Raw genomic sequence first — 21,506 nt, 5'->3', positions numbered from 1 at the left:
CAAAAATATCCAAACGGAACACCATTTACTGCATATTACCCCACTAGTGTCACACCTTTTCGATATGGGGCTCTATATAATGTGCAGCGCTTGAAAAAATAAGGATAAAAATATGAGACTGTTTAAGCGCTATACGCCAAGTATGATTGCTAAACACGTAAGTCGACTGTTTAAAGGTAGAATTTACATCTACGGCATTGGCAAATTTGAATTCGATAACGGTAAACTGATCCTCCCTGAGCAAGCTGAAAAGCGTCACTATCAGGCAGTGAAAGAGGTCAACCAAGAAATTATGAAGTTACGCTGCGCTTATGCGTAACCTCGGTCAGCTTTAGCATCTGGTCGGTTTGGCAACGCGATTAGTGATGAAGCTTGATAAATTTAGCAACACAATCGGCTTAAAAAAAAGGTTGGCGTTAAGCCAACCTTTTTTTATCTGTGTTTTTATCATTCCTGAGCTAAACCTGCGCTGCCGACGATTGTTTAGCCAAGTCAGGCAGTTCGCCCTTTAAGCCAAGTGCGCGCTTCATGATTTCATCTTTCGCCCCAGGCAATTGCCCCACCAGCTTCATTCCAATCCCTCGAAACAGTTTCTTAGCCGGATTGTTGCCGTCAAAAAGATCTTTAAATCCTTGCATCGCCGCAATCATTTTCGCCGCTTCCGATTTGCGCCAACGCTCATAACTGCGTAAATGACGACGAGCACCGATATCTTCGCCATGTTGCCATAATCTCATGACTTCTTGGGCGAGGCTCGCTGCATCAAGTAAACCAAGGTTAACCCCTTGGCCTGCCAAAGGATGAATGGTGTGCGCCGCATCGCCAACTAAGGCGATTCGCTCTTGAACAAAATCACGCGCATAGCGCATCTTAAGCGGATACGCTTGGCGCTCTCCGACCACTTCACAAATACCAAGACGAGTATCAAACTCAGCCGCCAGCACTTTATTAAATTCAGCCTCAGCCAATGCTGTTAAACGCTCAGCTCGATTTGGTGATGTCGACCAAACGATAGAACTGAGATGTGAATCTTCCAGTGGCAAAAATGCCAGCGGCCCTTGAGATGTAAAAATTTGCCGTGCGATTTTGTCGTGTGGTTCTTGAGTGCGAACCGTTGCGACCACAGCGCTATGGCCGTAATCCCAATGAGTGAGAGGAATATCAAGCTGACGTCTGACCCAAGAGTTTGCGCCATCAGCACCAACCACCAATTTGGCAGTAAGCGATTGTCCATTATCGAGCGTTAACCAAGCTTCGCTCTCCCCCAGCGCCAAGGTTTGGCACTGGGCCGGGATATACAGATTCACATTGGCTTGTTTTTCCACTTGCTCAAGCAAAGCGAGCTGAATCACGCGATTTTCAACGATGTGGCCTAAATCAGGTTGCGCCAATTGATGGGCATTGAATTCAATACGAGCAAAGCTATCTTGCTCCCACACTTCCATTGCCGAGTAAGGCGCAGCACGACGTTGAATCACGCCATTCCAAGCACCTAAATTACGCAAAATGGTTTCACTTGAGCGACTCAGCGCTGAGACTCGAACATCGGGAATGACGCCCAAATCAGAATCAGGGACATGCGCTTCAATAACCGCAATGCGCAAATCTGTGTCTTTAAATGCCGCAGCCAGAGCAAGGCCGACCATGCCGCCACCAACAATCGCGATATCAACGCTTTGCATCATGATGATTGTTCCTAATGGTATTAACGCTCAACCAGGCCAAGCGTTCGTTGTAAAAGCGGCGCTTTAACGGCAGAAATGCCATTCATCGCCATTAATCCTAAATTTCGCCCAATACGCAGCGATAAGTAATCGTTGGAAAACACATGTACCAGAGCCGACGTTAATGTGATAGTGGCTTGGCGATCTTGTTCTCTGCGCAAGCGAAAACGGTTCAACATCACGTAGCTGCCCGGGTCACCTTGAGAGTCGGCAATTTCCTGCGCCAAACTCGCCACATCACGAATACCCAGATTAAACCCTTGCCCTGCGATCGGGTGTAAAGTCTGCGCCGCATTACCCACTATCGCGAAACGGTGCGAAATGTTTTGTGGTCGATAACGTAAGATTAATGGATAACTGGCTCGCTGCCCTACTTTTTCAATCTTACCTAACCGCCAGCCAAAACGTTGCTGTAAGTGCTCAATAAATTGTTCATCTGGCATCGACTTAACAGCTTTCGCTTGCTCTGGAGGTAAACACCACACCAAAGACATGCGTCCTTCACTCATCGGCAATAACGCAATCGGGCCTTGCTCGGTGAAGCGCTCATAAGCGCGACCTTGATGAGGCTTGTCAGTCACCACATTTGAAATCACCGCAACCTGTTCAAAATCGTGCTCATGCATCTCCAAGCCGATTTTCTCACAGCAAGTTGAAACAGCGCCATCGGCCGCGACAAGCAAACTCGAACCAATTTGGCGACCACTTTGCAATCGAATGGTTACTTCATCCTGACTACGCTCGATATCTGCCACGCTATCAGGGCAAATCAATTCAATGTTGGCAGACTGCGCAATTTTTTGCGCAAATATGCGCCCAACATCGGCAAGCTCTACCACATATCCCAGCGCCAACACGCCCACTTCTGCAGCGCTAATCTCAGTAATCCCAAGGTGGGAACGATCTGAAACATGAATGTCGTTAATCGGCGTCGCTACAGGCGCAATGTCTTGCCATAAATCGAAATTTTTCAGCAGTTGTACGGTGCCATAAGAGAGTGCGATCGAACGCGAATCAAACCCAGGATGAGCTTGATGGTTGGTTTCAAACGGTTCAACAATAGCAATCGACAGCGACGTTTGACAGCGATGTTGAATCGCCAAAGCTAACGTCATTCCTGCCATTGCGCCGCCAGCGATTACGATATCGAACTTATCCATGGGCAGCGCTCTTTAATGAATCGTCGGAGGTGTAGTTTGCTCTGGGCGCAGACCAAATTCAGCATGAATCGTTAACACACACGCTTTAACGTGCTCAACAACTTGCAGCAACAAATCACCTTGTTCCTCTAAGTCATCGTCTTCATCGATGCCGAGCTTGGTAATTTCTTCTAAATCGGCGAGCGCTTCTTTGCTCTCTTTCGAGGCTTTTTTGACATCAGCGCCAATCAAACCAAGCCCTGAAATAAAATGATTAACCCAATCCGATACAGCGTCTGCTTGAACAAAAATATCGCTATCTTCATCTGGCAATAACAATGACAGCTCAAAATCATCTGCGTTTAACTCTTTGGCGCTGAAGGTCAACATGGTTTGTGCCAGTTGCTTAGCCGCTTGCGGCCAAGCCATACCATCATTGGTGTAGTCAAACAGAACTGGCTGCCAGGATGATTCTTTAATATTCAACCCTCCACTGAGCATGCCACTAAGTAAGCCATGCAGCTCGGCAGGTGTCACCGCCAAACTTGCGCTTTTGAGTGTCGTCTCTACATCTTGGTAATCGGGAAGTGTGGTTTCGCTCATCACTGTATCCATTTAACAAAAAGATAGCTAATTCTAACACTTCGCTTCGCAAGCGGAAATGTTCGCTCGCCCGATGTTGCACAGCTTTTAATCAAATTGTCCAATTACTGGTTCATTACTAATGGTTTTATACAGAACGCGGGTGAAAAGCTTGAATCTTAAAGTGGCTTTTCCTATAGTTTCCACCTCGGTGTTCATCCATCTTGATCACCCAAATTAGGTGTTGAGAATTCTTATGAGCAATCAAGCGGTAGAAGTCGAAATTTTAGGAAAATTAACGCGCGTCAATTGCCCTGCTGGGCAAGAAGAGTCGTTAATTAAAGCAGCCCAAGATTTAAACTCCCGTATTGAAGAAATGACGGCTAAGACTAAAGTTACCAATGAAGTCCAACTGTTAACGATTGCCGCTTTGAACGTCTGTTATGAGTTGCAGTCGCGCTCTCAAGAAGTACAGCAAAAGCAAGATAACTTAACCGAAAAAATGGAACAGCTTAGTGCGTCACTTGATGATATACTCACTCAAGTAGCACAAAGAAAATCATAACTTTCGCGACAAGATTCAAAATTTACCCTGGAGTGTTCGCCAGAGGATTACGTCCCTGAGCCGATAAGCAATACCAAAGGATTAGTAATTGATGGCTATTGAGCAAGCTCGGCTCGTACCGAGAAGCCTACGGTTGTCTTGCCAATCCGCCCTGAACCAGCTGGTTCATGGGTCAAAATTCCTCAACGGCACTCTGGGGTATCTCTCATTCGATACCCAATCCAACGGGCTTTACTATGGCTCAAACCAGACGACAGTTCCGCCAAACCATTCGCCAGCTTCGTCAGCAGCTATCTGATGAAGAACAACGTCAAGCTGCCGAGCAGTTGATCCAGCAATGCCAATCCTTACCTGAAATCGCCGCCAGTCAGCACATTGCGTTATATCTTGCCAATGACGGTGAAATTGACACCATGCCTTTGATCTCATGGCTATGGCAACAAGGTAAACAAGTCTATTTGCCAGTGTTACACCCGTTTTCTGAGGGGCATCTGCTGTTTTTGCACTTCGATGCCAACACGCCAATGACGGCGAATAAATTTCGCATTCAAGAACCCAAACTGGACCAAACCAAAGTCAAACCCGTTAATCAACTCGATTTGGTGTTTACACCGCTGGTTGGGTTTGATTCCCAAGGTCATCGCCTTGGTATGGGCGGGGGCTATTATGATCGTACCTTTGCCAACTGGTTTGCAACGGGTATCGGTCCGACACCGATTGGCCTGGCGCACAACTGCCAGCATGTTGAACAACTGCCAACCGAGAACTGGGATGTTCCGCTGCCGAAAATAGTGACACCACAGCGCATATGGCAATGGGAATTACTCAACTAACTCGCTATAATTCGCGCCAATTATTGTTGCAAGTAGTGTGTCAATTCAGGAGATGAGCATGACTCAAGATGAAATGAAAAAAGAAGCTGGCTGGGCAGCCCTTAAATACGTTGAAAAAGACAGCATTGTCGGCGTCGGCACCGGTTCCACTGTTAATCACTTCATCGATGCTCTTGGCACTATGAAAGATGAAATCAAAGGCGCAGTCTCAAGTTCTGACGCTTCGACCGAAAAACTGCAAGGTTTAGGTATTGAAGTATTTAGCTGTAACGATGTGATGTCGCTAGATATTTATGTCGATGGCGCTGATGAAATAAACCCAGCACGCGAAATGATCAAAGGTGGCGGCGCTGCATTAACTCGCGAAAAAATCGTCGCGGCCATTTCGAAAAAATTCATCTGCATTGTTGATGACACCAAAGCCGTTGACGTACTCGGCCAATTCCCTCTTCCAGTCGAAGTGATTCCAATGGCACGCTCTTACGTCGCACGTGAACTAGTGAAGCTTGGTGGCGACCCCGCTTACCGTGAAGGCGTAGTCACCGACAACGGCAACGTGATTTTAGATGTGCATAACCTCAGCATCACAGAACCGAAAAAACTTGAGCAACAAATCAATGCTATCGCCGGCGTTGTCACTGTCGGCCTGTTTGCCGAACGCGGTGCGGATGTCGTTATCACTGGTACACCTAATGGTGCAAAAATCGAGGAATAATCTCGATTAAATATCGACATTTTTGTTACTTCATTACAACTGGCGCCAATAGGCGCCATTTTTTATTTTCTTCCGTGGAAAAATTATGCCTTATTCCGTAATTTTCTTACCCAAACTAAAAAATTTTTGATAAGTTATTGGTCAGAAGACGCACAAGGAAAACGTTTGCGTAACCATTCTGCTTGGGTTTAACTTAGCTTTATCCGCAGTTTTTCTCAATGTGCGCCAAACAAGCCCATATTTCCATTTTAAGGACGAACATAATGGCCAAAGTTTCACTGGAAAAAGATAAGATTAAGATTCTGCTTCTTGAAGGCCTTCACCCTTCATCAGTTGAAGTTCTTCAAGCTGCCGGCTACACCAACATCGAATACCACAAAGGCTCACTTGCCGAAGACGAGCTTTTAGAAGCGGTAAAAGATGTTCACTTCATCGGTATTCGCTCCCGCACGAATTTGACCGAAGAAGTATTTGAAGCCGCAAATAAATTGGTCGCAGTGGGCTGTTTCTGTATTGGTACCAACCAAGTCGACTTAAACGCAGCAACCAAACGTGGTATTCCAGTCTTCAACGCACCCTTTTCTAACACTCGTAGTGTGGCAGAGTTGGTACTTGGCCAAATTCTTCTATTGCTACGTGGTGTTCCTGAAAAGAATGCTCTTGCTCACCGTGGTATTTGGAAAAAAAGTGCCGACCACTCATTTGAAGCTCGCGGTAAGAGCCTAGGTATCATAGGTTATGGTCACATCGGTACTCAGTTGAGCATCATTGCTGAAAACTTGGGGATGCGCGTTTACTACTACGATATCGAAAACAAGCTTTCATTAGGTAATGCACAGCAAGTTCATACTATGAGTGAACTGCTCAACAAATGTGACGTCATTTCGCTGCACGTGCCTGAAACCGCTGAAACGAAAAACATGATGGGCGAAGCAGAATTTGCGCGCATGAAACCAGGGTCAATCTTCATTAACGCCGCGCGCGGTACCGTAGTTGATATTCCAGCACTTTGTCACGCATTGGAGTCAGGACATCTTTCTGGCGCAGCCATTGACGTGTTCCCAGTCGAGCCGAAAACTAACGCTGACCCGTTTGAATCACCACTGATCAAATTTGATAACGTAATTCTGACTCCGCACGTCGGCGGTTCAACTCAAGAAGCGCAAGAAAACATCGGTATTGAAGTCGCTGGCAAACTGGCGAAATACTCAGATAATGGCTCAACCCTATCTAGCGTCAATTTCCCTGAAGTATCGCTACCACAACATCGTGAATGCTCTCGTCTACTGCATATTCACGAAAACCGTCCGGGCATACTAAACAAGATCAACACGATTTTCGCCGAAGATCATATCAACATCGCCGCTCAATACCTGCAAACTTCACCAGAAATTGGTTATGTTGTCATTGATGTTGAAACCGAACGCTCTCATGAAGCGCTTAAGAAATTGAAAGGCATCGAAGGCACATTGCGTGCACGTATCCTGCACTAAGCTTTGATTTTCACAAGCACAAAAAAGCCACCGATTCGGTGGCTTTTTTATATCTCAGCGTTAAGGCTATTTACGCTTTAAGCGCCCGTTCACCACGAGCGATACCGACAATCCCGCTGCGCGCGACTTCAATCACTTCGGTGATATCCGATAAAGTGGTGATGAACGCATCGAGTTTATCACTGGTTCCGGCAATTTGAATGGTGTACTGCGACGCCGTGACGTCAACGATCTGGCCACGGAAAATATCCGACATTCGCGCGACTTCTGCGCGCGCATAACCGCTGGCTTTCAGCTTCACCAGCATCAGTTCGCGTTCGATGTAATCGCTTTCGGTGACTTCTTGAACTTTCAGCACATCAATCAGTTTATGCAATTGCTTTTGAATCTGTTCAAGTTGCATCTCATCACTGGTTGTCGTGACATTCAAACGCGAGAGCGTATCGTCATCGGTCGGAGATACATTAAGCGACTCGATGTTGTAACCGCGCTGGGAGAACAAGCCAACAACGCGAGACAAGGCACCGGGTTGGTTTTCCATTAACAACGAAATAATGTGTCTCATCTTAAGTTCTCTCCGTTTTGCTTAGCCACATTTTATCCATACCCTCGCCTTTGATCTGCATTGGGTACACATGCTCAGTTTCATCCACATTGATATCGACAAACACTAAGCGGTCTTTCATGTCTAACGCCTTTTGCAGGCCCGCTTCCAGCTCATTTGGTGAGGAAATTCGAATTCCCACATGCCCATAAGCTTCAGCAATCGCTGCAAAATCCGGTACAGAACTCATGTATGAGTTTGAGTGTCGGCCTTGGTAAATAATGTCTTGCCACTGTTTTACCATGCCTAAGAAACGGTTGTTTAAGTTAATGATTTTCACTGGAATATCGTACTGAAGTGCAGTCGATAGTTCCTGAATATTCATCTGAATACTGCCATCGCCGGTCACGACGATCACTTCTTCCTGTGGCTTAGCGAATTTCACCCCCATGCCAGCAGGCAAACCAAAGCCCATGGTGCCAAGACCACCGGAGTTAATCCAACGGCGCGGTTTGTTGAATGGATAGTACAGTGCTGCAAACATTTGATGCTGACCCACATCGGACGCGACATAGGCATCGCCATTGGTCAACTTATGCAGCATTTGAATCACTTGCTGTGGCTTGATGCGCTCTTCAGAAGTTTCGAAAGCCAAGCATTGACGATCACGCCACACTTGAATGTCTTGCCACCATTGCTGTATTGCTTGCTCATCATTATTACCGCCCTGCTCCACCAGCAATTTCAGCATGCTATCCAGCACTTTTTCAGCAGAGCCAACAATCGGCAGATCAACGCGAACGTTTTTGGAAATCGAAGAGGGATCGATATCGATGTGCATCACTTTGGCATTCGGACAATACTTTTCAAGGTTATTGGTGGTACGGTCATCAAAACGCACCCCAATACCAAAAATCAGATCCGCGTTATGCATGGCCATATTGGCTTCGTAAGTACCATGCATACCAAGCATGCCTAACGCATTTTTATGTGTGCCAGGAAAAGCGCCCAGCCCCATCAAAGTGCTGACAACCGGCAAATTCAAGGTTTCGGCAAGCTTAGTCACTTGCTGATCCGCTTCTGAAATTACCGCACCGCCACCGATGTACAATACTGGCTTCTTGGCGTCCAGCAGTGCGCGTAGCGCTTTCTTAATCTGCCCCTTATGACCACTTGTGGTCGGCTTATAAGAGCGCATAGAAATAGTTTGCGGGTAGCTAAACGGCAATTTAATTTGTGGGTTAAGAACATCCTTAGGCAAATCAATCACCACCGGACCAGGTCGCCCAGTCGTCGCGATGTAGAACGCTTTTTTGATAGTTTCAGGAATATCTTCAGCTCTCTTGACTAAAAAGCTGTGTTTAACCACCGGGCGAGAAACGCCGACGATATCGCACTCTTGGAACGCATCATTACCGATGAGGTTGTTTGGCACGTTACCCGAGATAACAATCATCGGAATCGAATCCATATACGCCGTCGCGATACCAGTAATGGTATTGGTCGCGCCAGGACCTGAACACACCAGCACCACACCCGGTTTTCCGGTCGCGCGGGCGTAGCCATCGGCCATATGCGTTGCGGCTTGTTCATGACGAACGAGGACGTGTTTGATGTGGTCGGTTTTGGCATGAAGTGCATCATAAATATCTAATACCGAACCACCGGGATAACCAAAGATTTGCTCTACGCTTTCTTCGATCAAAGACTGGACTACCATTTCGGCGCCAGACAACATTGCTGCCATATTGTTCTCCTTGCCAATCACGAAAAGTAAGGTCAACTTCCCGCTGGCTATACATAGTTAGGGCTTATTCGTAGCCTAATTCGAAATGATTCATTTCGGCTCTATGTCTTAAGCGAAGTCGTAACTGCGCATAAGTGCATGGGCACAATGTAACGCGGAACTTACCAGTGATCCATTGGGATCTCGATCACCTTTTTAACAAGATGCTATTTTGAGGGGCAAACACAGAGGATATGACTGTTCAAAAACATTAATTTAGCGATAAACCAAGATATATGGACAAAAAAAAGCCAAAAAATATGATAAAAATTCCACTGAACAATGCATTCGTGGTTGAGCATGCTGTTTTTGAATCAATCAAAAACACAAACAGCCACAACAAAGGTTTGTTATGGCTGTTTCGCTAATAACGCTGTGAGCAATGTATGACGTTATTGCGACTTCTTGTCGCTATCGTCATACATCTCTTCTATTTCATCCTGATACTTATCGTTGATGACTTTACGTCTGAGTTTCAATGTTGGCGTCAGTTCACCATCATCCATCGAGAACGCTTTCGGCAACAATTTGAATTTTTTGACTTGCTCAAACTTCGCCAATTCTTTTTGCAGATTAGCCACACGTTGTTCAAACATTTCAACAACTTGATGGTTTTTAATCAGCTCTAGGCGATCGTGATATTTAATGTTCAACTCTTTGGCATACTCTTCCAAACTGTCGAAACATGGCACGATCAGCGCCGAAACAAACTTACGGGTATCGGCAATGACCGCCACCTGTTCGATGAAGTGATCTTTACCAATCGCCCCTTCAATCATCTGCGGAGCAATGTATTTGCCACCGGATGTTTTCATCAGTTCTTTGATGCGATCAGTAATGAACAGGTTGCCATTTTCATCAATATGCCCTGCATCGCCAGTTTTCAAGAAGCCATGCGCATCAAACGCCTGCGCGGATTCTTCAGGCATTTTGTAGTAGCCACGCATCACCATAGGTCCACGAACTAAAATCTCATTGCCTTCACCGATTTTAACCTGGGCCCCCGGCATCGACATACCAATTGAGTCCGGATCGAAGCACTTATCGTCCCAGCAAGAAACCGTTGCTGTGGTTTCTGTCATGCCGTAGCCGAGCTTAACGTTGACGCCAATGGCATGGAAAAAACGCCCTATGGTTTCGTCAAGTTTGGCACCGCCACATGGCATAAAGTTGATACGCCCACCAAGCAACGCACGCATCTTCGACAGCACCAATTTATTGGCTAACTTGTAGCTGCGTTTAAGCAACCAAGACGGTTTTTGCTGAGCTTGATGACACGCCGCCATTTTGGCGCCCATGTTCACCGCCCAAGTAAACAACACTTTTTTATGCAATGGCGACTTAGCGACCCGCTCATGGATTGCCGAGAAAATCTTCTCATAGAAACGCGGAACTGCCGACATCACCGTCGGACGCACTTCAGTTAGCGCTTCACGCACCTGACGAGTATCTTGCAAGTAACTGATACTGGCACCGCGATACAGCACGTAAAAGCTCCATGCGCGCTCAAATACATGGGAAAGCGGTAGGAAACACAAAGACATATCGTCCGGCGTTACGGTTAGACGCTGATCATGGCCCTGTAACTGCGCCGCAATGTTGGCGTAATCGAGCATCACACCTTTTGGCTGACCTGTGGTTCCCGAGGTATAGATCAGGGTAAATAAGTCATCTAGGTTGACCGCTTCAATCAAGGTGTCGAGCTGCTGGGAAGGCACATCTCTTCCCTTGGCAATAAAGTCTTCCCAGTAAATCGCATGTTCGGCAGCGCCTAGATCAATTTCTGGTGACATCGCCACCAGCCATTCAAGATCTGGGCACTGGTCAAAAATCTTCAACGCAGCATCAAACTGTGCCTGCTCACCAACGAACAGCACTTTGACGTCGGCATTTTGCAGAATATAAGCAGATTGATCGGCAGTATTGGTTGGATAGATAGGAACGGTGATTGCTCGAACCTGCATAGCGGCAAAATCGGCAATCGACCAACGCGGCATATTATGCGAAAAAATGCCGATTTTATCTTGAACATTAATGCCGTGAGCGAGCAGCGCTAACGACGCGGCATCGATTTGTTGACCAAATTCTTGCCAGCTAATGCCTTGCCAGTTATCACCAACTTTGTGTTGTAGCGCAATGCGGTTACCGCCTTTGGCGACCTGTTCGCGAATTTTACTGACAATATGAAAATCTAAATGAGCCATCTCTTTTACCTTTAGGCTTACATCTGTAAGCTATTTGAGCGCACAAGTGTACCTTCAAGCAAACAAAAGGCAACTGACGGGCGTCAAAGTTGAGGAAAAATGAGTAATAAAAAACCTTGAATAGCGACCACTATCCAAGGTTTCATCTTGCAGCTAGAGTTTGCGATTAGTGCTGTGCAACCACTTCGCCACAAATCATCATCAACTGGTCGCGTAGCCAGATGTGACCTTTGTCTTTTTCACTTGATTCATGCCAGCTCAAGTAGCCGCTGATTTTCGCATTGGTATAAGGCAGTGGCAGAATTTGTAGCTGCTCTTTGTTAACTGCATTTTCGACCATCCAACGTGGCGCAATCGTCACAAGTTCAGATTGGCTCACAACGTACAGCACGTTGCTTAGGCTGGTACCTTCATAGTAGCTCTTAACGTCAAGGTCGCGGTACGCCAATTCTGAGAATGAACGCTGACCGTGAACATGTGACAATTTAGCATGACGCTCTTCAACCAGATCAGGAGCAGTAATGCTGCCTTGAATGCGTGGGTGAGATTTCGCTGCAACCACAACAAGCTCATCTTGGAAGATTTCAGTGCTTGAGTAACCTTGCTCATCAAAACGCGCGTAATCGATCACAAAGTCGATTTCTTGGTAACGTAAACGCTCAGCTAGGTTGCGTGAGAATTCTGCATCAAGATGCAGCTGAACGTTTGGTGCAACACTGTGAATCGTTGACATGATGCGCGGTGCAAAACGCATATCACAAGGGCTGCAGATCGCCATTTTAAATAGACGCGTTGAAGTGTCTGGCGTAAAGATAGAACTTGGCAGCTCATTACGGATCAGTTGCAGTGCTTGACGCACAGGTCCGAATAATTGACGAGCGCGCTGGGTTGGCTGAATACCACGACCTTGACGCATAAATAACTCGTCGTTAAACATTACTTTCAAACGAGCAACTGCATTACTAACTGCTGGTTGAGACATACCTAGATTGTGTGCCGCACGAGTGATGTTTTGCTCCTGCATTACAGCATCAAATACGGTTAGTAGATTCAAATCTACACCACGTAATGTACTCTCCATTCGATAGCTAGAAATCGCACTCATCGATTCTTTTTTGTCTAACATTGATAAAACGCCTCTGTATTCGTCAAACCTAATAAGGATAATTTTTAAAAAATAGGAATAGATAACCGGAGATTCTTATATTTGTGTTTTAGATGAATCTTGGAACAGCGCTACTATCTGCGAATCAATAAGCCCTTATCAATAGCATTGATATTTAATCAGTATTTTTTACCCCCATTTCGAGAAAAGTCCTACAAAACAAACTGTTAATTCGAATATAAAAAACTCTAAAAACATTTAACCCCACTTTCTGTCATGTTTATTGAGAACAATGAAAGCGATTTATGGGAAATTTCCTACACATTCATCAGACGAATGAATTTTCACTTGTGAATGCATTACCTCACAAGTGAATACAAAATCCTATCTGTGAGGTAATGAATCGTGGGGAAATGATTGGTGAGAAAGTTAGGAGAAAGAGACGTACTCAGGAAAATGGACTTTATCCCAAAGACGGTGACAAAGGTCTTTTGAGCAATGCCATTCACCACTCAAAATCCAGTCGACAATCGCTTCAGCCACGTTGGGATAATGCACCTTTTCGGCATGTTTTTCGTCGAGCCAACTGCGCACTGCGGCAGCATCGAGATACTCCATCGAACTCGCCAATCCAAGATGTTCAAGCGTAGCGACATTGGTCAGCTGTTCAAACTGACCGGTAAGAGGCTTGAGCAGCAATTTTTTACCCAGCGTCAGCGCCTCAGAAGGCAGCTCAAAACCGCCATTGCCAATAACGCCACTGCAACTGGCAAGATGGCGTTGAAACTCAGACTGGCTAAGCGGGCGAAACTCAATATTGTTGTCACTATATACTTGCTCAACATCCGGGTGATAGCAGATAAACGCTTGGCTGGTAAAACGCAGCAGCAAATCGGCGATGGCATCGAGCGGCTCAAAAGGCAGATACACCAATACAAATGGCTCATAGCGAATATTGTTGGCGTCGGTATGAATGATTGGCGGAAGCAAGGGTTGGTCAAAATGGTACCAATGCAGCCCAATCGAATGCTGTGTCGGCGCAAAATACTGCAACACTTGTTTATCCAACCAATTGGCTCCTTTAATTGGAATCGGGTAGCGGAAAGCATTTTGGTGGCTGATTCCGATGGTTGGTACGCCCTGCCGCTTGGCCGCCCAAGCGCTCACCGGTTCAAAATCGTTTAACACTAAGTCATATTGACTAAGATCGAGCTCAGAGATTTCACGGCGAAAACTCAACAAATTATTATTAAAGGCAGTTTGTAAGTAGTTCACTTTGCCTTTATTGACGCAAAACGTCAGACCACGACGAGTATGGTATTGACCAAATGGCTCCATCGAAAAATATCGATCAGCCCGGCGACCTGAGAACAGAAACTCCACATCAACTTGCTTATTACTTAGCACCGATTGCATTGCGCGCGCTCGTGCTATATGTCCATTTCCCGTTCCTTGAACGCCGTACAATATCTTCAAATGTTATGCTCCCATAATCGCAATCGCCGAAGTGGCGCAGCTCATTCCCAGCAGCGCACCAATCAACACATCAGTAAAAAAATGCACGCCAAGAAGAATTCTCGCCGTTGCAATTAAACTCGCCCAGCTCAAAGCCAAAATTTGGGTATCGGGATAAAAATGCCCTAACAAGTTTGCCATTAAGAAAGCGGCGGCGGTGTGACCAGAAGGCAGGCTGTAGCGGTCAGAAGGGGTAATAAAAGAAGGCAATAATTCCGATAGCTCTTGCGGACGGCGACGTTTAAACAGGTTTTTACTCGCCCAATACAGTGGCAGCTCAAGTGCAAAGCTTAATAACCCGGTAAGCAAAAACATCAGCCCCAAGGTGTCATCAATAAGCCAAGCCAGCAGGCCTATCACCGCATAAAGATGACCATCTCCGGTGTGGGATATGGCTTGGCTAACCCTGGCAAAGGGCAGACTAAATCTATGGCGCAAACAAAACTGTGAAAAAGCAAAATCAAACTTAGCAATAGGTTCTATAGTACGCATCACCGACTCCTTTTCTGACGGATTAAGCTTCACGTTAAAGAGCCAAAATGACAGTTCGGTGAAGTTTTATTGGTGAATTGATGAAGATCCCAGCAGTTTGAACTGCACCCAAATGCAGCATACAGAAAGGCCAATCTGATCAAGGCATGGAGAGTGTCGGAACCGTCTATCGCGATCCGCGCAGCGGCAAACTGATTTTGATTGGTCAATAAACGTGTGCTCATTCGAGATGCTGAATGGTAAATTGTCTGTTCAAACACGCTTCAAGAACGAAGTTGCCTCTATTTGAATAAAAAATCGACTTTAGGGTTGACCTCAACCATAGAGTGCGGTACTAATCTGTTAACTTAATTTTGTGGAAAGCTTAACAATGACAGCTCGTTTTTCTCTCCTGCTCAGCCTCCTCCTTATCGTGAAAACATCGCGCGGGTAGGTTGTGGAAGAAAAATAAACCACACAAGAATTTTAAAGCCCGCACTTGATGCGGGCTTTTTTGTATCTCAGCAAACACAACATGACATAACACGCACCACACAACATCTAAAAAGGAAGCCAACATGAACGACCAAGTCATTATATTCGACACCACATTGCGGGATGGCGAACAGGCATTGCCAGCAAGCTTGACGGTTAAAGAAAAACTGCAAATTGCCTATGCCTTAGAAAGACTGGGCGTTGATGTGATTGAAGCGGGCTTTCCGGTTTCTTCGCCAGGCGACTTCCAATCCGTGCAAACCATTGCCAAAAACATTAAAAATAGCCGTGTGTGTGCCCTTTCACGAGCCGTTGTGAAAGACATTGATGCCGCCGCCGAAGCGTTAAAAGTTGCTGACCAGTTCCGAATTCACACCTTCCTTGCCACGTCTACGATTCACGTCGAAGACAAGTTACGTCGCAGCTACGATGATGTGGTTGAAATGGCGGTCAGAGCGGTGAAACATGCACGTAACTACACCGACGATGTTGAGTTTTCATGTGAAGATGCTGGCCGTACACCGATTGACAATTTGTGCCGTATGGTTGAAGCGGCCATTAACGCGGGTGCAACCACGATCAACATTCCTGACACAGTTGGCTACACCATTCCTAGTGAATTTGGTGGCATCATTCAAACCCTGTTCAACCGCGTACCTAACATCGATAAAGCGATCATTTCCGTTCACTGTCATGACGACTTGGGTATGTCGGTCGCCAACTCCATGGCTGCCGTTCAAGCCGGTGCTCGCCAGGTAGAAGGTACCATCAATGGTATTGGCGAACGTGCGGGTAACTGTTCGTTAGAAGAAATCGCCATGATCATCAAAACGCGCGAAGAGTTCTTGGGCGTCCACACTGGCATTAAGCATGATGAAATTCATCGCACCAGTAAATTGGTCAGCCAGCTATGTAACATGCCGATTCAAAGCAACAAAGCGATTGTCGGCGCTAACGCATTTAGCCACTCATCAGGCATTCACCAAGATGGTATGTTGAAAAACAAGAATACCTACGAAATCATGACACCTGAGTCGATCGGTCTTAAAAATCAAGCCTTGAATCTAACCAGCCGTAGTGGCCGCGCCGCGGTTAAAAATCACATGACTACCATGGGTTATAAGGAAGAAGAGTACAACTTAGACGCTTTGTACGAAGACTTCCTAAAATTGGCCGACCGCAAAGGTCAAGTGTTTGATTATGACTTAGAAGCCTTGATGCACTTCTCAAACTTGCGCGAAGAAGATGATTTCTACAAATTGAACTACTTAAGCGTACAATCTGGTAGCGTCATGGCGACCACCAGTATTAAGCTACAGTGCGGCGAAGAAGAGCGCAGCGAAGCGGCAGTCGGTAACGGTCCTGTTGATGCGCTATACCAATGCATCTACCGCGTGACAGGCTATGACATCGTGCTGGATAAATTCGACCTAACTGCTAAGGGCGAAGGTGAAGACGGTTTAGGTCAAGCCGATATCATTGCCAACTACAAAGGACGTAAATATCATGGCACTGGCATGTCGACAGACATTGTTGAAGCATCAGGCCAAGCGTTACTTCACGTGATCAATAGCATCCACCGCGCGGATCAAATCGAAGCCATTAAACAAAAGAAAATCGCTGCGGTTTAAATAAGAATATTGTCCTCGAGCAACGCCTCGAGGACACAATTAGAATCGAGTAACACAACACTCTCAAAAAAATTAAAGGAAGAACATGACAGACAAGACGTACAAGATCGCGGTATTGCCCGGCGACGGAATTGGCCCAGAGGTCATGGCACAAGCCCATAAAGTATTGGATGCGATCGAAACCAAACACCAGTTGAGCTTTAGCCGAGAAGAGCACGATGTGGGTGGCATTGCGATTGATAATCATGGCACGCCACTTCCACAGAGCACAGTCAAAGCATGTGAAGAATCCGATGCAGTATTGTTTGGCTCGGTAGGCGGTCCGAAATGGGAACATCTTCCACCCAATGACCAACCAGAGCGCGGCGCGCTACTTCCTCTTCGTAAACACTTCCAACTGTTTTGTAACCTACGTCCTGCACAGATCCACCAAGGCCTAGAAGCTTTCTCTCCTCTGCGTGCAGATATTTCAGAGCGCGGTTTTGATATCGTCGTTGTTCGTGAGCTGACTGGTGGCATTTACTTTGGTCAACCAAAAGGTCGTGAAGGCGAAGGCGCTAACGAAAAAGCGTTTGATACTGAGGTTTATCACCGTTTCGAGATTGAACGCATTGCCAAAATCGCATTTGAATCGGCACGTTTACGCCGCAAGAAAGTCTGCTCTATTGATAAGGCTAACGTTCTGCAAAGCTCAATTTTATGGCGTGAAGTGGTTGAAGAAATTGCTAAAGGCTACCCAGATGTTGAACTAACACACATGTACATCGATAACGCAACCATGCAGCTCATCAAAGATCCTGCCCAGTTTGATGTTATGTTGTGCTCCAACATCTTTGGCGACATCATCTCGGATGAATGCGCAATGATCACGGGCTCAATGGGCATGCTACCTTCAGCTTCGCTCAATGAAAGCAAGTTCGGTCTATACGAGCCTGCGGGCGGTAGCGCACCGGATATCGCCGGCAAAAATATCGCCAACCCAGTCGCGCAAATTCTCTCTGCAGCTCTAATGCTACGTTACAGCTTAGGTGAAGAAGCGGCGGCGCAAGATATTGAAAATGCAGTATCCAAAGCTTTATCCGCTGGCGAGCTTACCGGTGACTTAGCTGGTGATAAAACGCCACTTAGCACTTCAGAAATGGGCGATAAGATCGCCGCGTATATTCTAAATTCATAATAAATTTAATCCGCTCTTTGTTGTAAGCATCAATGGCAGTGTCCGTTCCACCATCGAAAGTAAAGCAGCAAAGAGCTGGAATACAGGAAGCAAACATGGGCAAAACATTATATGAAAAGGTCTACGACGCGCACGTCGCAGTCGCTGCCGAAGGTGAAAACCCAATTCTATATATCGACCGTCACTTGGTGCATGAAGTAACGTCACCGCAAGCATTTGATGGTCTGCGTGAAAAAGGCCGTAAAGTGCGTCAAGTGGGCAAAACGTTCGCGACCATGGACCACAACGTGTCGACCACCACCAAGGACATTAACGCCTCGGGTGAAATGGCGCGTATTCAAATGGAAACGCTGAAACAAAACTGTGAAGAATTTGGCGTCACGCTTTACGACATCAACCATAAATATCAAGGTATTGTCCACGTAATGGGCCCAGAGCTTGGTATTACCCTACCGGGCATGACGATTGTTTGTGGTGACTCACACACCGCCACTCACGGCGCATTTGGTTCGCTTGCATTTGGTATCGGTACTTCCGAAGTTGAGCACGTTCTCGCGACACAAACGCTAAAACAAGCTCGTGCCAAAACCATGAAAATTGAAGTCAAAGGCAAAGTGGCACCTGGCATCACCGCGAAAGACATCGTGCTAGCCATCATTGGTAAAACCACGGCCGCTGGCGGTACTGGCTATGTGGTAGAGTTCTGCGGCGAAGCAATTCGAGACCTTTCCATGGAAGGCCGTATGACTGTGTGTAACATGGCAATCGAATTGGGCGCTAAAGCGGGCTTAATCGCCCCTGATGAAACCACATTTGAATACATCAAAGGCCGTAAATTCTCACCAACTGGCGCAGATTTTGACGCTGCGGTTGAGTACTGGAAAACCCTACGCACCGATGACGATGCGCAGTTTGATGCGGTAGTGACTCTAGAAGCCAGCGAAATCAAACCGCAAGTCACTTGGGGGACAAACCCGGGCCAAGTGATTGCCGTTGACGCACCAATTCCATCGCCAGAAAGCTTTAACGATCCGGTTGAGAAAGCCTCTGCACAAAAAGCCTTAGCTTATATGGGATTAGAAGCTGGAAAATCCCTTTCTGAATACAACGTCGATAAAGTGTTTGTCGGTTCATGTACTAACTCACGTATTGAAGATATGCGCGCAGCAGCAGCTGTAGCAAAAGGTCGCAAAGTGGCCTCACACGTTCAAGCGCTGATTGTTCCAGGTTCTGAGCAAGTAAAAGCGCAAGCTGAAGCTGAAGGCTTGGACATCATCTTTAAAGAAGCCGGATTCGAATGGCGTTTGCCAGGTTGTTCGATGTGTTTGGCAATGAACAACGACCGCTTAGGTCCTCACGAGCGCTGCGCATCCACTTCAAACCGCAACTTTGAAGGCCGCCAAGGTCGTGATGGTCGTACCCACTTAGTAAGCCCTGCAATGGCAGCCGCAGCAGCGATTGCTGGCCACTTTGTCGATATTCGTGAATTGGATTAAGGAGAACGAAAATGTCAGGTTTTAAACAACATAAAGGCTTAGTCGTTCCTTTAGATGCTGCAAACGTTGATACCGATGCAATCATTCCTAAGCAGTTTCTACAAAAAGTATCTCGCTTGGGTTTTGGTAAGCACCTTTTCCACGATTGGCGCTTTCTTGACGATGCAGGCCAGCAACCAAACCCAGAGTTCGTGCTTAATGCACCTCGCTATAAAGGCGCATCAATTTTACTTGCGCGTGAAAACTTTGGCTGTGGTTCATCACGTGAGCACGCACCTTGGGCGCTTGCCGATTACGGCATCAAAGCGATGATCGCACCGAGTTTCGCGGATATTTTCTATGGCAACTCGATCAACAACCAAATGGTCCCTGTTCGTTTAACGGAACAAGAAGTCGATGAGATTTTTCAGTTTGTCGAAGCCAATCAAGGCGCAGAGGTTGAAGTCGATTTAGAAGCGATGAAAGTCCGTGCAAACGGTAAAGAGTATGGATTTGAAATCGATGAATTCCGTCGCCACTGTTTGCTTAACGGATTAGATAACATCGGTTTAACGCTGCAACACGAAGATAAAATTGCCGACTACGAAGCAAACATTCCTTCGTTTTTAGCTTAATCAGTCGATAAACATCGAATATTAGAGGTTGGCATAATGCCAACCTTTTTTTATGTTTACATCTTGCGCTATCATCAAATCTCAGCGAAAAGGATTTCGACATGCAAAAAACGCTTTTCATTAGCTTAGCGCTACTGAGCTCAACCGCCTTCGCCGCGCCCAAATCCGAGCTTTGGTCTTATTGGCAACAAAGTGATGAACAAAACCCGCAGATGTTATCTCATGAGCTTTGGCAACAAGTGCTAAGCCATAATCTCTCTATCTCAGGGCAAAACACACTCTTCGACTATAAAAACATCTCGCCTCAAGATCGAAATACTCTAACTCGCTATATTCAAAACCAGATAGCCATTGATCCGAGAAACTACAACCAAGCCGAGCAATTTTCGTATTGGGTCAATTTGTATAACGCGTTGACGGTCGAACTTATTCTGGAAAACTATCCAGTCAAGTCGATCACTAAATTAGGCAGTTGGTTCAGTTTTGGTCCGTGGGATGAAACCATTACCACTATCAACGGTAAGGCGTTGACGCTCAATGATATTGAACACAGAATCTTGCGCCCAATATGGCAAGATGTTCGAATTCACTACGCGGTGAATTGCGCAAGTCTTGGCTGCCCAAATCTTCAACCTTTTGCCTACACCAGTGAAAACACTCAAGCCATGTTAGAACATGCGGCTAGCGAGTTTATCAATAGTGATAAGGGTGTTGACGTCAAAGCAGACCAACTACAATTGTCATCTATCTATGATTGGTATCGCGAAGATTTTGGTAACGAACAACAATTATTAGAACACCTCAGCAGCTATCGCCCCCAGTTGAAAAACTTCAAAGGTACAATCCACTACCAATATGACTGGAGCCTAAACCAAAAATAACGAGTGCATCTTAAGCTTCACGCGAAATAAGGTACCCACTCTTTCTTTACCATATTCCAGATACGAAAAAGCCCCGACTTTTCAGTCGAGGCCTTAGAAATTAAGCCTAGCGATGTTCTACTCTCACATGGGGAAGCCCCACACTACCATCGACGCTATTTCGTTTCACTTCTGAGTTCGGCATGGAATCAGGTGGGTCCAAAACGCTATGGTCGCTAAGCAAATTTTGTGTGTTACTCAAAGAGTAACTGGTGCTGATACCCAGACTCGAACTGGGGACCTCATCCTTACCAAGGATGCGCTCTACCACCTGAGCTATATCAGCAAACTAATCGGTGGACTAAAAAAAGCCCGCGGTCTAAACGGGCTCTTTTTATTTGGTTTTTAGACAATTTATCTAAAATCCGAAAATTAAAGCCTGGCGATGTCCTACTCTCACATGGGGAAACCCCACACTACCATCGGCGCTAATTCGTTTCACTTCTGAGTTCGGCATGGAATCAGGTGGGTCCAAATCGCTATGGTCGCCAAGCAAA

The 21,506-nt window shown here is 46.2% G+C and carries 19 protein-coding genes, 1 tRNA gene, 2 rRNA genes and 1 other RNA gene; 11 read left to right on the top strand and 12 right to left on the bottom strand.

What is annotated here, in order from left to right:
• Nucleotides 1-112 precede the first annotated feature (112 nt).
• Nucleotides 113-319: a DUF1107 domain-containing protein gene (locus BLS03_RS00120; protein ID WP_093268004.1), complete on the top strand. Its 207-nt coding sequence runs from the start codon at nucleotides 113-115 to the stop codon at nucleotides 317-319.
• A gap of 139 nt (nucleotides 320-458) precedes the next feature.
• Here the strand turns inward: BLS03_RS00120 and BLS03_RS00115 are convergent, their stop codons facing one another.
• The 3 genes from BLS03_RS00115 to BLS03_RS00105 are packed head-to-tail and all read right to left on the bottom strand — an operon-like array spanning nucleotide 459 to nucleotide 3,466.
• Entirely contained in the window at nucleotides 459-1,685 is a 1,227-nt protein-coding gene (locus BLS03_RS00115) for an FAD-dependent 2-octaprenylphenol hydroxylase (protein WP_093268002.1), read from the bottom strand.
• A gap of 20 nt (nucleotides 1,686-1,705) precedes the next feature.
• Nucleotides 1,706-2,884 carry a 2-octaprenyl-6-methoxyphenyl hydroxylase gene (gene ubiH, locus BLS03_RS00110; RefSeq protein ID WP_093267999.1) on the bottom strand — a complete coding sequence of 393 codons (1,179 nt, stop codon included), beginning with the start codon at nucleotides 2,882-2,884 and terminating at the stop codon, nucleotides 1,706-1,708.
• 12 nt (nucleotides 2,885-2,896) lie between these two features.
• The gene (locus BLS03_RS00105) at nucleotides 2,897-3,466 is read right to left on the bottom strand and encodes a YecA/YgfB family protein (RefSeq protein ID WP_093267996.1); all 570 of its coding nucleotides are present in this window, start codon (nucleotides 3,464-3,466) and stop codon (nucleotides 2,897-2,899) included.
• 235 nt (nucleotides 3,467-3,701) lie between these two features.
• On the opposite strand from BLS03_RS00105, the gene BLS03_RS00100 reads away from it, so the two are divergent.
• The 5 genes from BLS03_RS00100 to serA all read left to right on the top strand — a co-directional run bounded on the left by BLS03_RS00100 (nucleotide 3,702) and on the right by serA (nucleotide 7,051).
• On the top strand, nucleotides 3,702-4,010 hold the full coding sequence (locus BLS03_RS00100) for a cell division protein ZapA (RefSeq protein WP_093267994.1): 309 nt from the start codon (nucleotides 3,702-3,704) through the stop codon (nucleotides 4,008-4,010).
• Between the two features lie 21 nt (nucleotides 4,011-4,031).
• Nucleotides 4,032-4,214: non-coding RNA, 6S RNA (ssrS, locus tag BLS03_RS00095), on the top strand.
• A gap of 32 nt (nucleotides 4,215-4,246) precedes the next feature.
• Nucleotides 4,247-4,843 carry a 5-formyltetrahydrofolate cyclo-ligase gene (locus BLS03_RS00090; RefSeq protein WP_093267991.1) on the top strand — a complete coding sequence of 199 codons (597 nt, stop codon included), beginning with the start codon at nucleotides 4,247-4,249 and terminating at the stop codon, nucleotides 4,841-4,843.
• Nucleotides 4,844-4,901: 58 nt separating this feature from the next.
• Nucleotides 4,902-5,558, top strand: coding sequence for a ribose-5-phosphate isomerase RpiA (gene rpiA, locus BLS03_RS00085; RefSeq protein WP_093267988.1), 657 nt, complete (start codon nucleotides 4,902-4,904; stop codon nucleotides 5,556-5,558).
• 263 nt (nucleotides 5,559-5,821) lie between these two features.
• Nucleotides 5,822-7,051: a phosphoglycerate dehydrogenase gene (gene serA, locus BLS03_RS00080; RefSeq protein ID WP_093267986.1), complete on the top strand. Its 1,230-nt coding sequence runs from the start codon at nucleotides 5,822-5,824 to the stop codon at nucleotides 7,049-7,051.
• Nucleotides 7,052-7,121: 70 nt separating this feature from the next.
• Here serA and ilvN read toward each other — a convergent pair whose 3' ends face one another.
• From ilvN to BLS03_RS00050, 6 genes are all read right to left on the bottom strand, one after another.
• Nucleotides 7,122-7,616: an acetolactate synthase small subunit gene (ilvN, locus tag BLS03_RS00075; RefSeq protein WP_093267983.1), complete on the bottom strand. Its 495-nt coding sequence runs from the start codon at nucleotides 7,614-7,616 to the stop codon at nucleotides 7,122-7,124.
• Between the two features lies 1 nt (nucleotide 7,617).
• The gene (locus BLS03_RS00070; protein WP_093267981.1) at nucleotides 7,618-9,342 is read right to left on the bottom strand and encodes an acetolactate synthase 3 large subunit; all 1,725 of its coding nucleotides are present in this window, start codon (nucleotides 9,340-9,342) and stop codon (nucleotides 7,618-7,620) included.
• A 431-nt stretch (nucleotides 9,343-9,773) separates the two neighbouring features.
• A complete protein-coding gene (locus tag BLS03_RS00065; protein ID WP_093267978.1) occupies nucleotides 9,774-11,585 on the bottom strand; it encodes an AMP-dependent synthetase/ligase in 1,812 nt (603 codons plus the stop codon).
• 166 nt (nucleotides 11,586-11,751) lie between these two features.
• The gene (gene leuO / locus BLS03_RS00060; protein ID WP_093267976.1) at nucleotides 11,752-12,711 is read right to left on the bottom strand and encodes a transcriptional regulator LeuO; all 960 of its coding nucleotides are present in this window, start codon (nucleotides 12,709-12,711) and stop codon (nucleotides 11,752-11,754) included.
• Between the two features lie 408 nt (nucleotides 12,712-13,119).
• Nucleotides 13,120-14,166, bottom strand: a complete 1,047-nt coding sequence (locus BLS03_RS00055; RefSeq protein ID WP_093267973.1) for an MJ1255/VC2487 family glycosyltransferase — start codon at nucleotides 14,164-14,166, stop codon at nucleotides 13,120-13,122.
• A gap of 3 nt (nucleotides 14,167-14,169) precedes the next feature.
• Nucleotides 14,170-14,697, bottom strand: a complete 528-nt coding sequence (locus BLS03_RS00050) for a phosphatase PAP2 family protein (RefSeq protein ID WP_093267971.1) — start codon at nucleotides 14,695-14,697, stop codon at nucleotides 14,170-14,172.
• Between the two features lie 557 nt (nucleotides 14,698-15,254).
• Between BLS03_RS00050 and leuA the strand changes: the two genes are divergently transcribed.
• From leuA to BLS03_RS00020, 5 genes are all read left to right on the top strand, one after another.
• Nucleotides 15,255-16,802, top strand: coding sequence for a 2-isopropylmalate synthase (leuA, locus tag BLS03_RS00040; protein ID WP_093267968.1), 1,548 nt, complete (start codon nucleotides 15,255-15,257; stop codon nucleotides 16,800-16,802).
• Nucleotides 16,803-16,887: 85 nt separating this feature from the next.
• Entirely contained in the window at nucleotides 16,888-17,979 is a 1,092-nt protein-coding gene (gene leuB, locus BLS03_RS00035) for a 3-isopropylmalate dehydrogenase (RefSeq protein WP_093267965.1), read from the top strand.
• Nucleotides 17,980-18,074: 95 nt separating this feature from the next.
• On the top strand, nucleotides 18,075-19,475 hold the full coding sequence (leuC, locus tag BLS03_RS00030; protein WP_093267961.1) for a 3-isopropylmalate dehydratase large subunit: 1,401 nt from the start codon (nucleotides 18,075-18,077) through the stop codon (nucleotides 19,473-19,475).
• A gap of 11 nt (nucleotides 19,476-19,486) precedes the next feature.
• Nucleotides 19,487-20,089: a 3-isopropylmalate dehydratase small subunit gene (gene leuD / locus BLS03_RS00025; protein ID WP_093267958.1), complete on the top strand. Its 603-nt coding sequence runs from the start codon at nucleotides 19,487-19,489 to the stop codon at nucleotides 20,087-20,089.
• 101 nt (nucleotides 20,090-20,190) lie between these two features.
• A complete protein-coding gene (locus tag BLS03_RS00020; protein WP_093267955.1) occupies nucleotides 20,191-20,970 on the top strand; it encodes a DUF547 domain-containing protein in 780 nt (259 codons plus the stop codon).
• A 104-nt stretch (nucleotides 20,971-21,074) separates the two neighbouring features.
• Here the strand turns inward: BLS03_RS00020 and rrf (BLS03_RS00015) are convergent.
• From rrf (BLS03_RS00015) to rrf (BLS03_RS00005), 3 genes are all read right to left on the bottom strand, one after another.
• Nucleotides 21,075-21,190: ribosomal RNA gene (gene rrf / locus BLS03_RS00015) — 5S ribosomal RNA — on the bottom strand.
• Nucleotides 21,191-21,219: 29 nt separating this feature from the next.
• A tRNA-Thr gene (locus tag BLS03_RS00010) sits at nucleotides 21,220-21,295 on the bottom strand.
• A gap of 91 nt (nucleotides 21,296-21,386) precedes the next feature.
• Nucleotides 21,387-21,502: ribosomal RNA gene (gene rrf, locus BLS03_RS00005) — 5S ribosomal RNA — on the bottom strand.
• Nucleotides 21,503-21,506: the final 4 nt, after the last annotated feature.

Origin of the sequence: Vibrio xiamenensis (assembly GCF_900100015.1) — a bacterium.
In the GTDB taxonomy this organism is placed as follows: Bacteria; Pseudomonadota; Gammaproteobacteria; order Enterobacterales; family Vibrionaceae; genus Vibrio; species Vibrio xiamenensis.
This window is presented reverse-complemented; position numbering and strand designations above follow the sequence as displayed.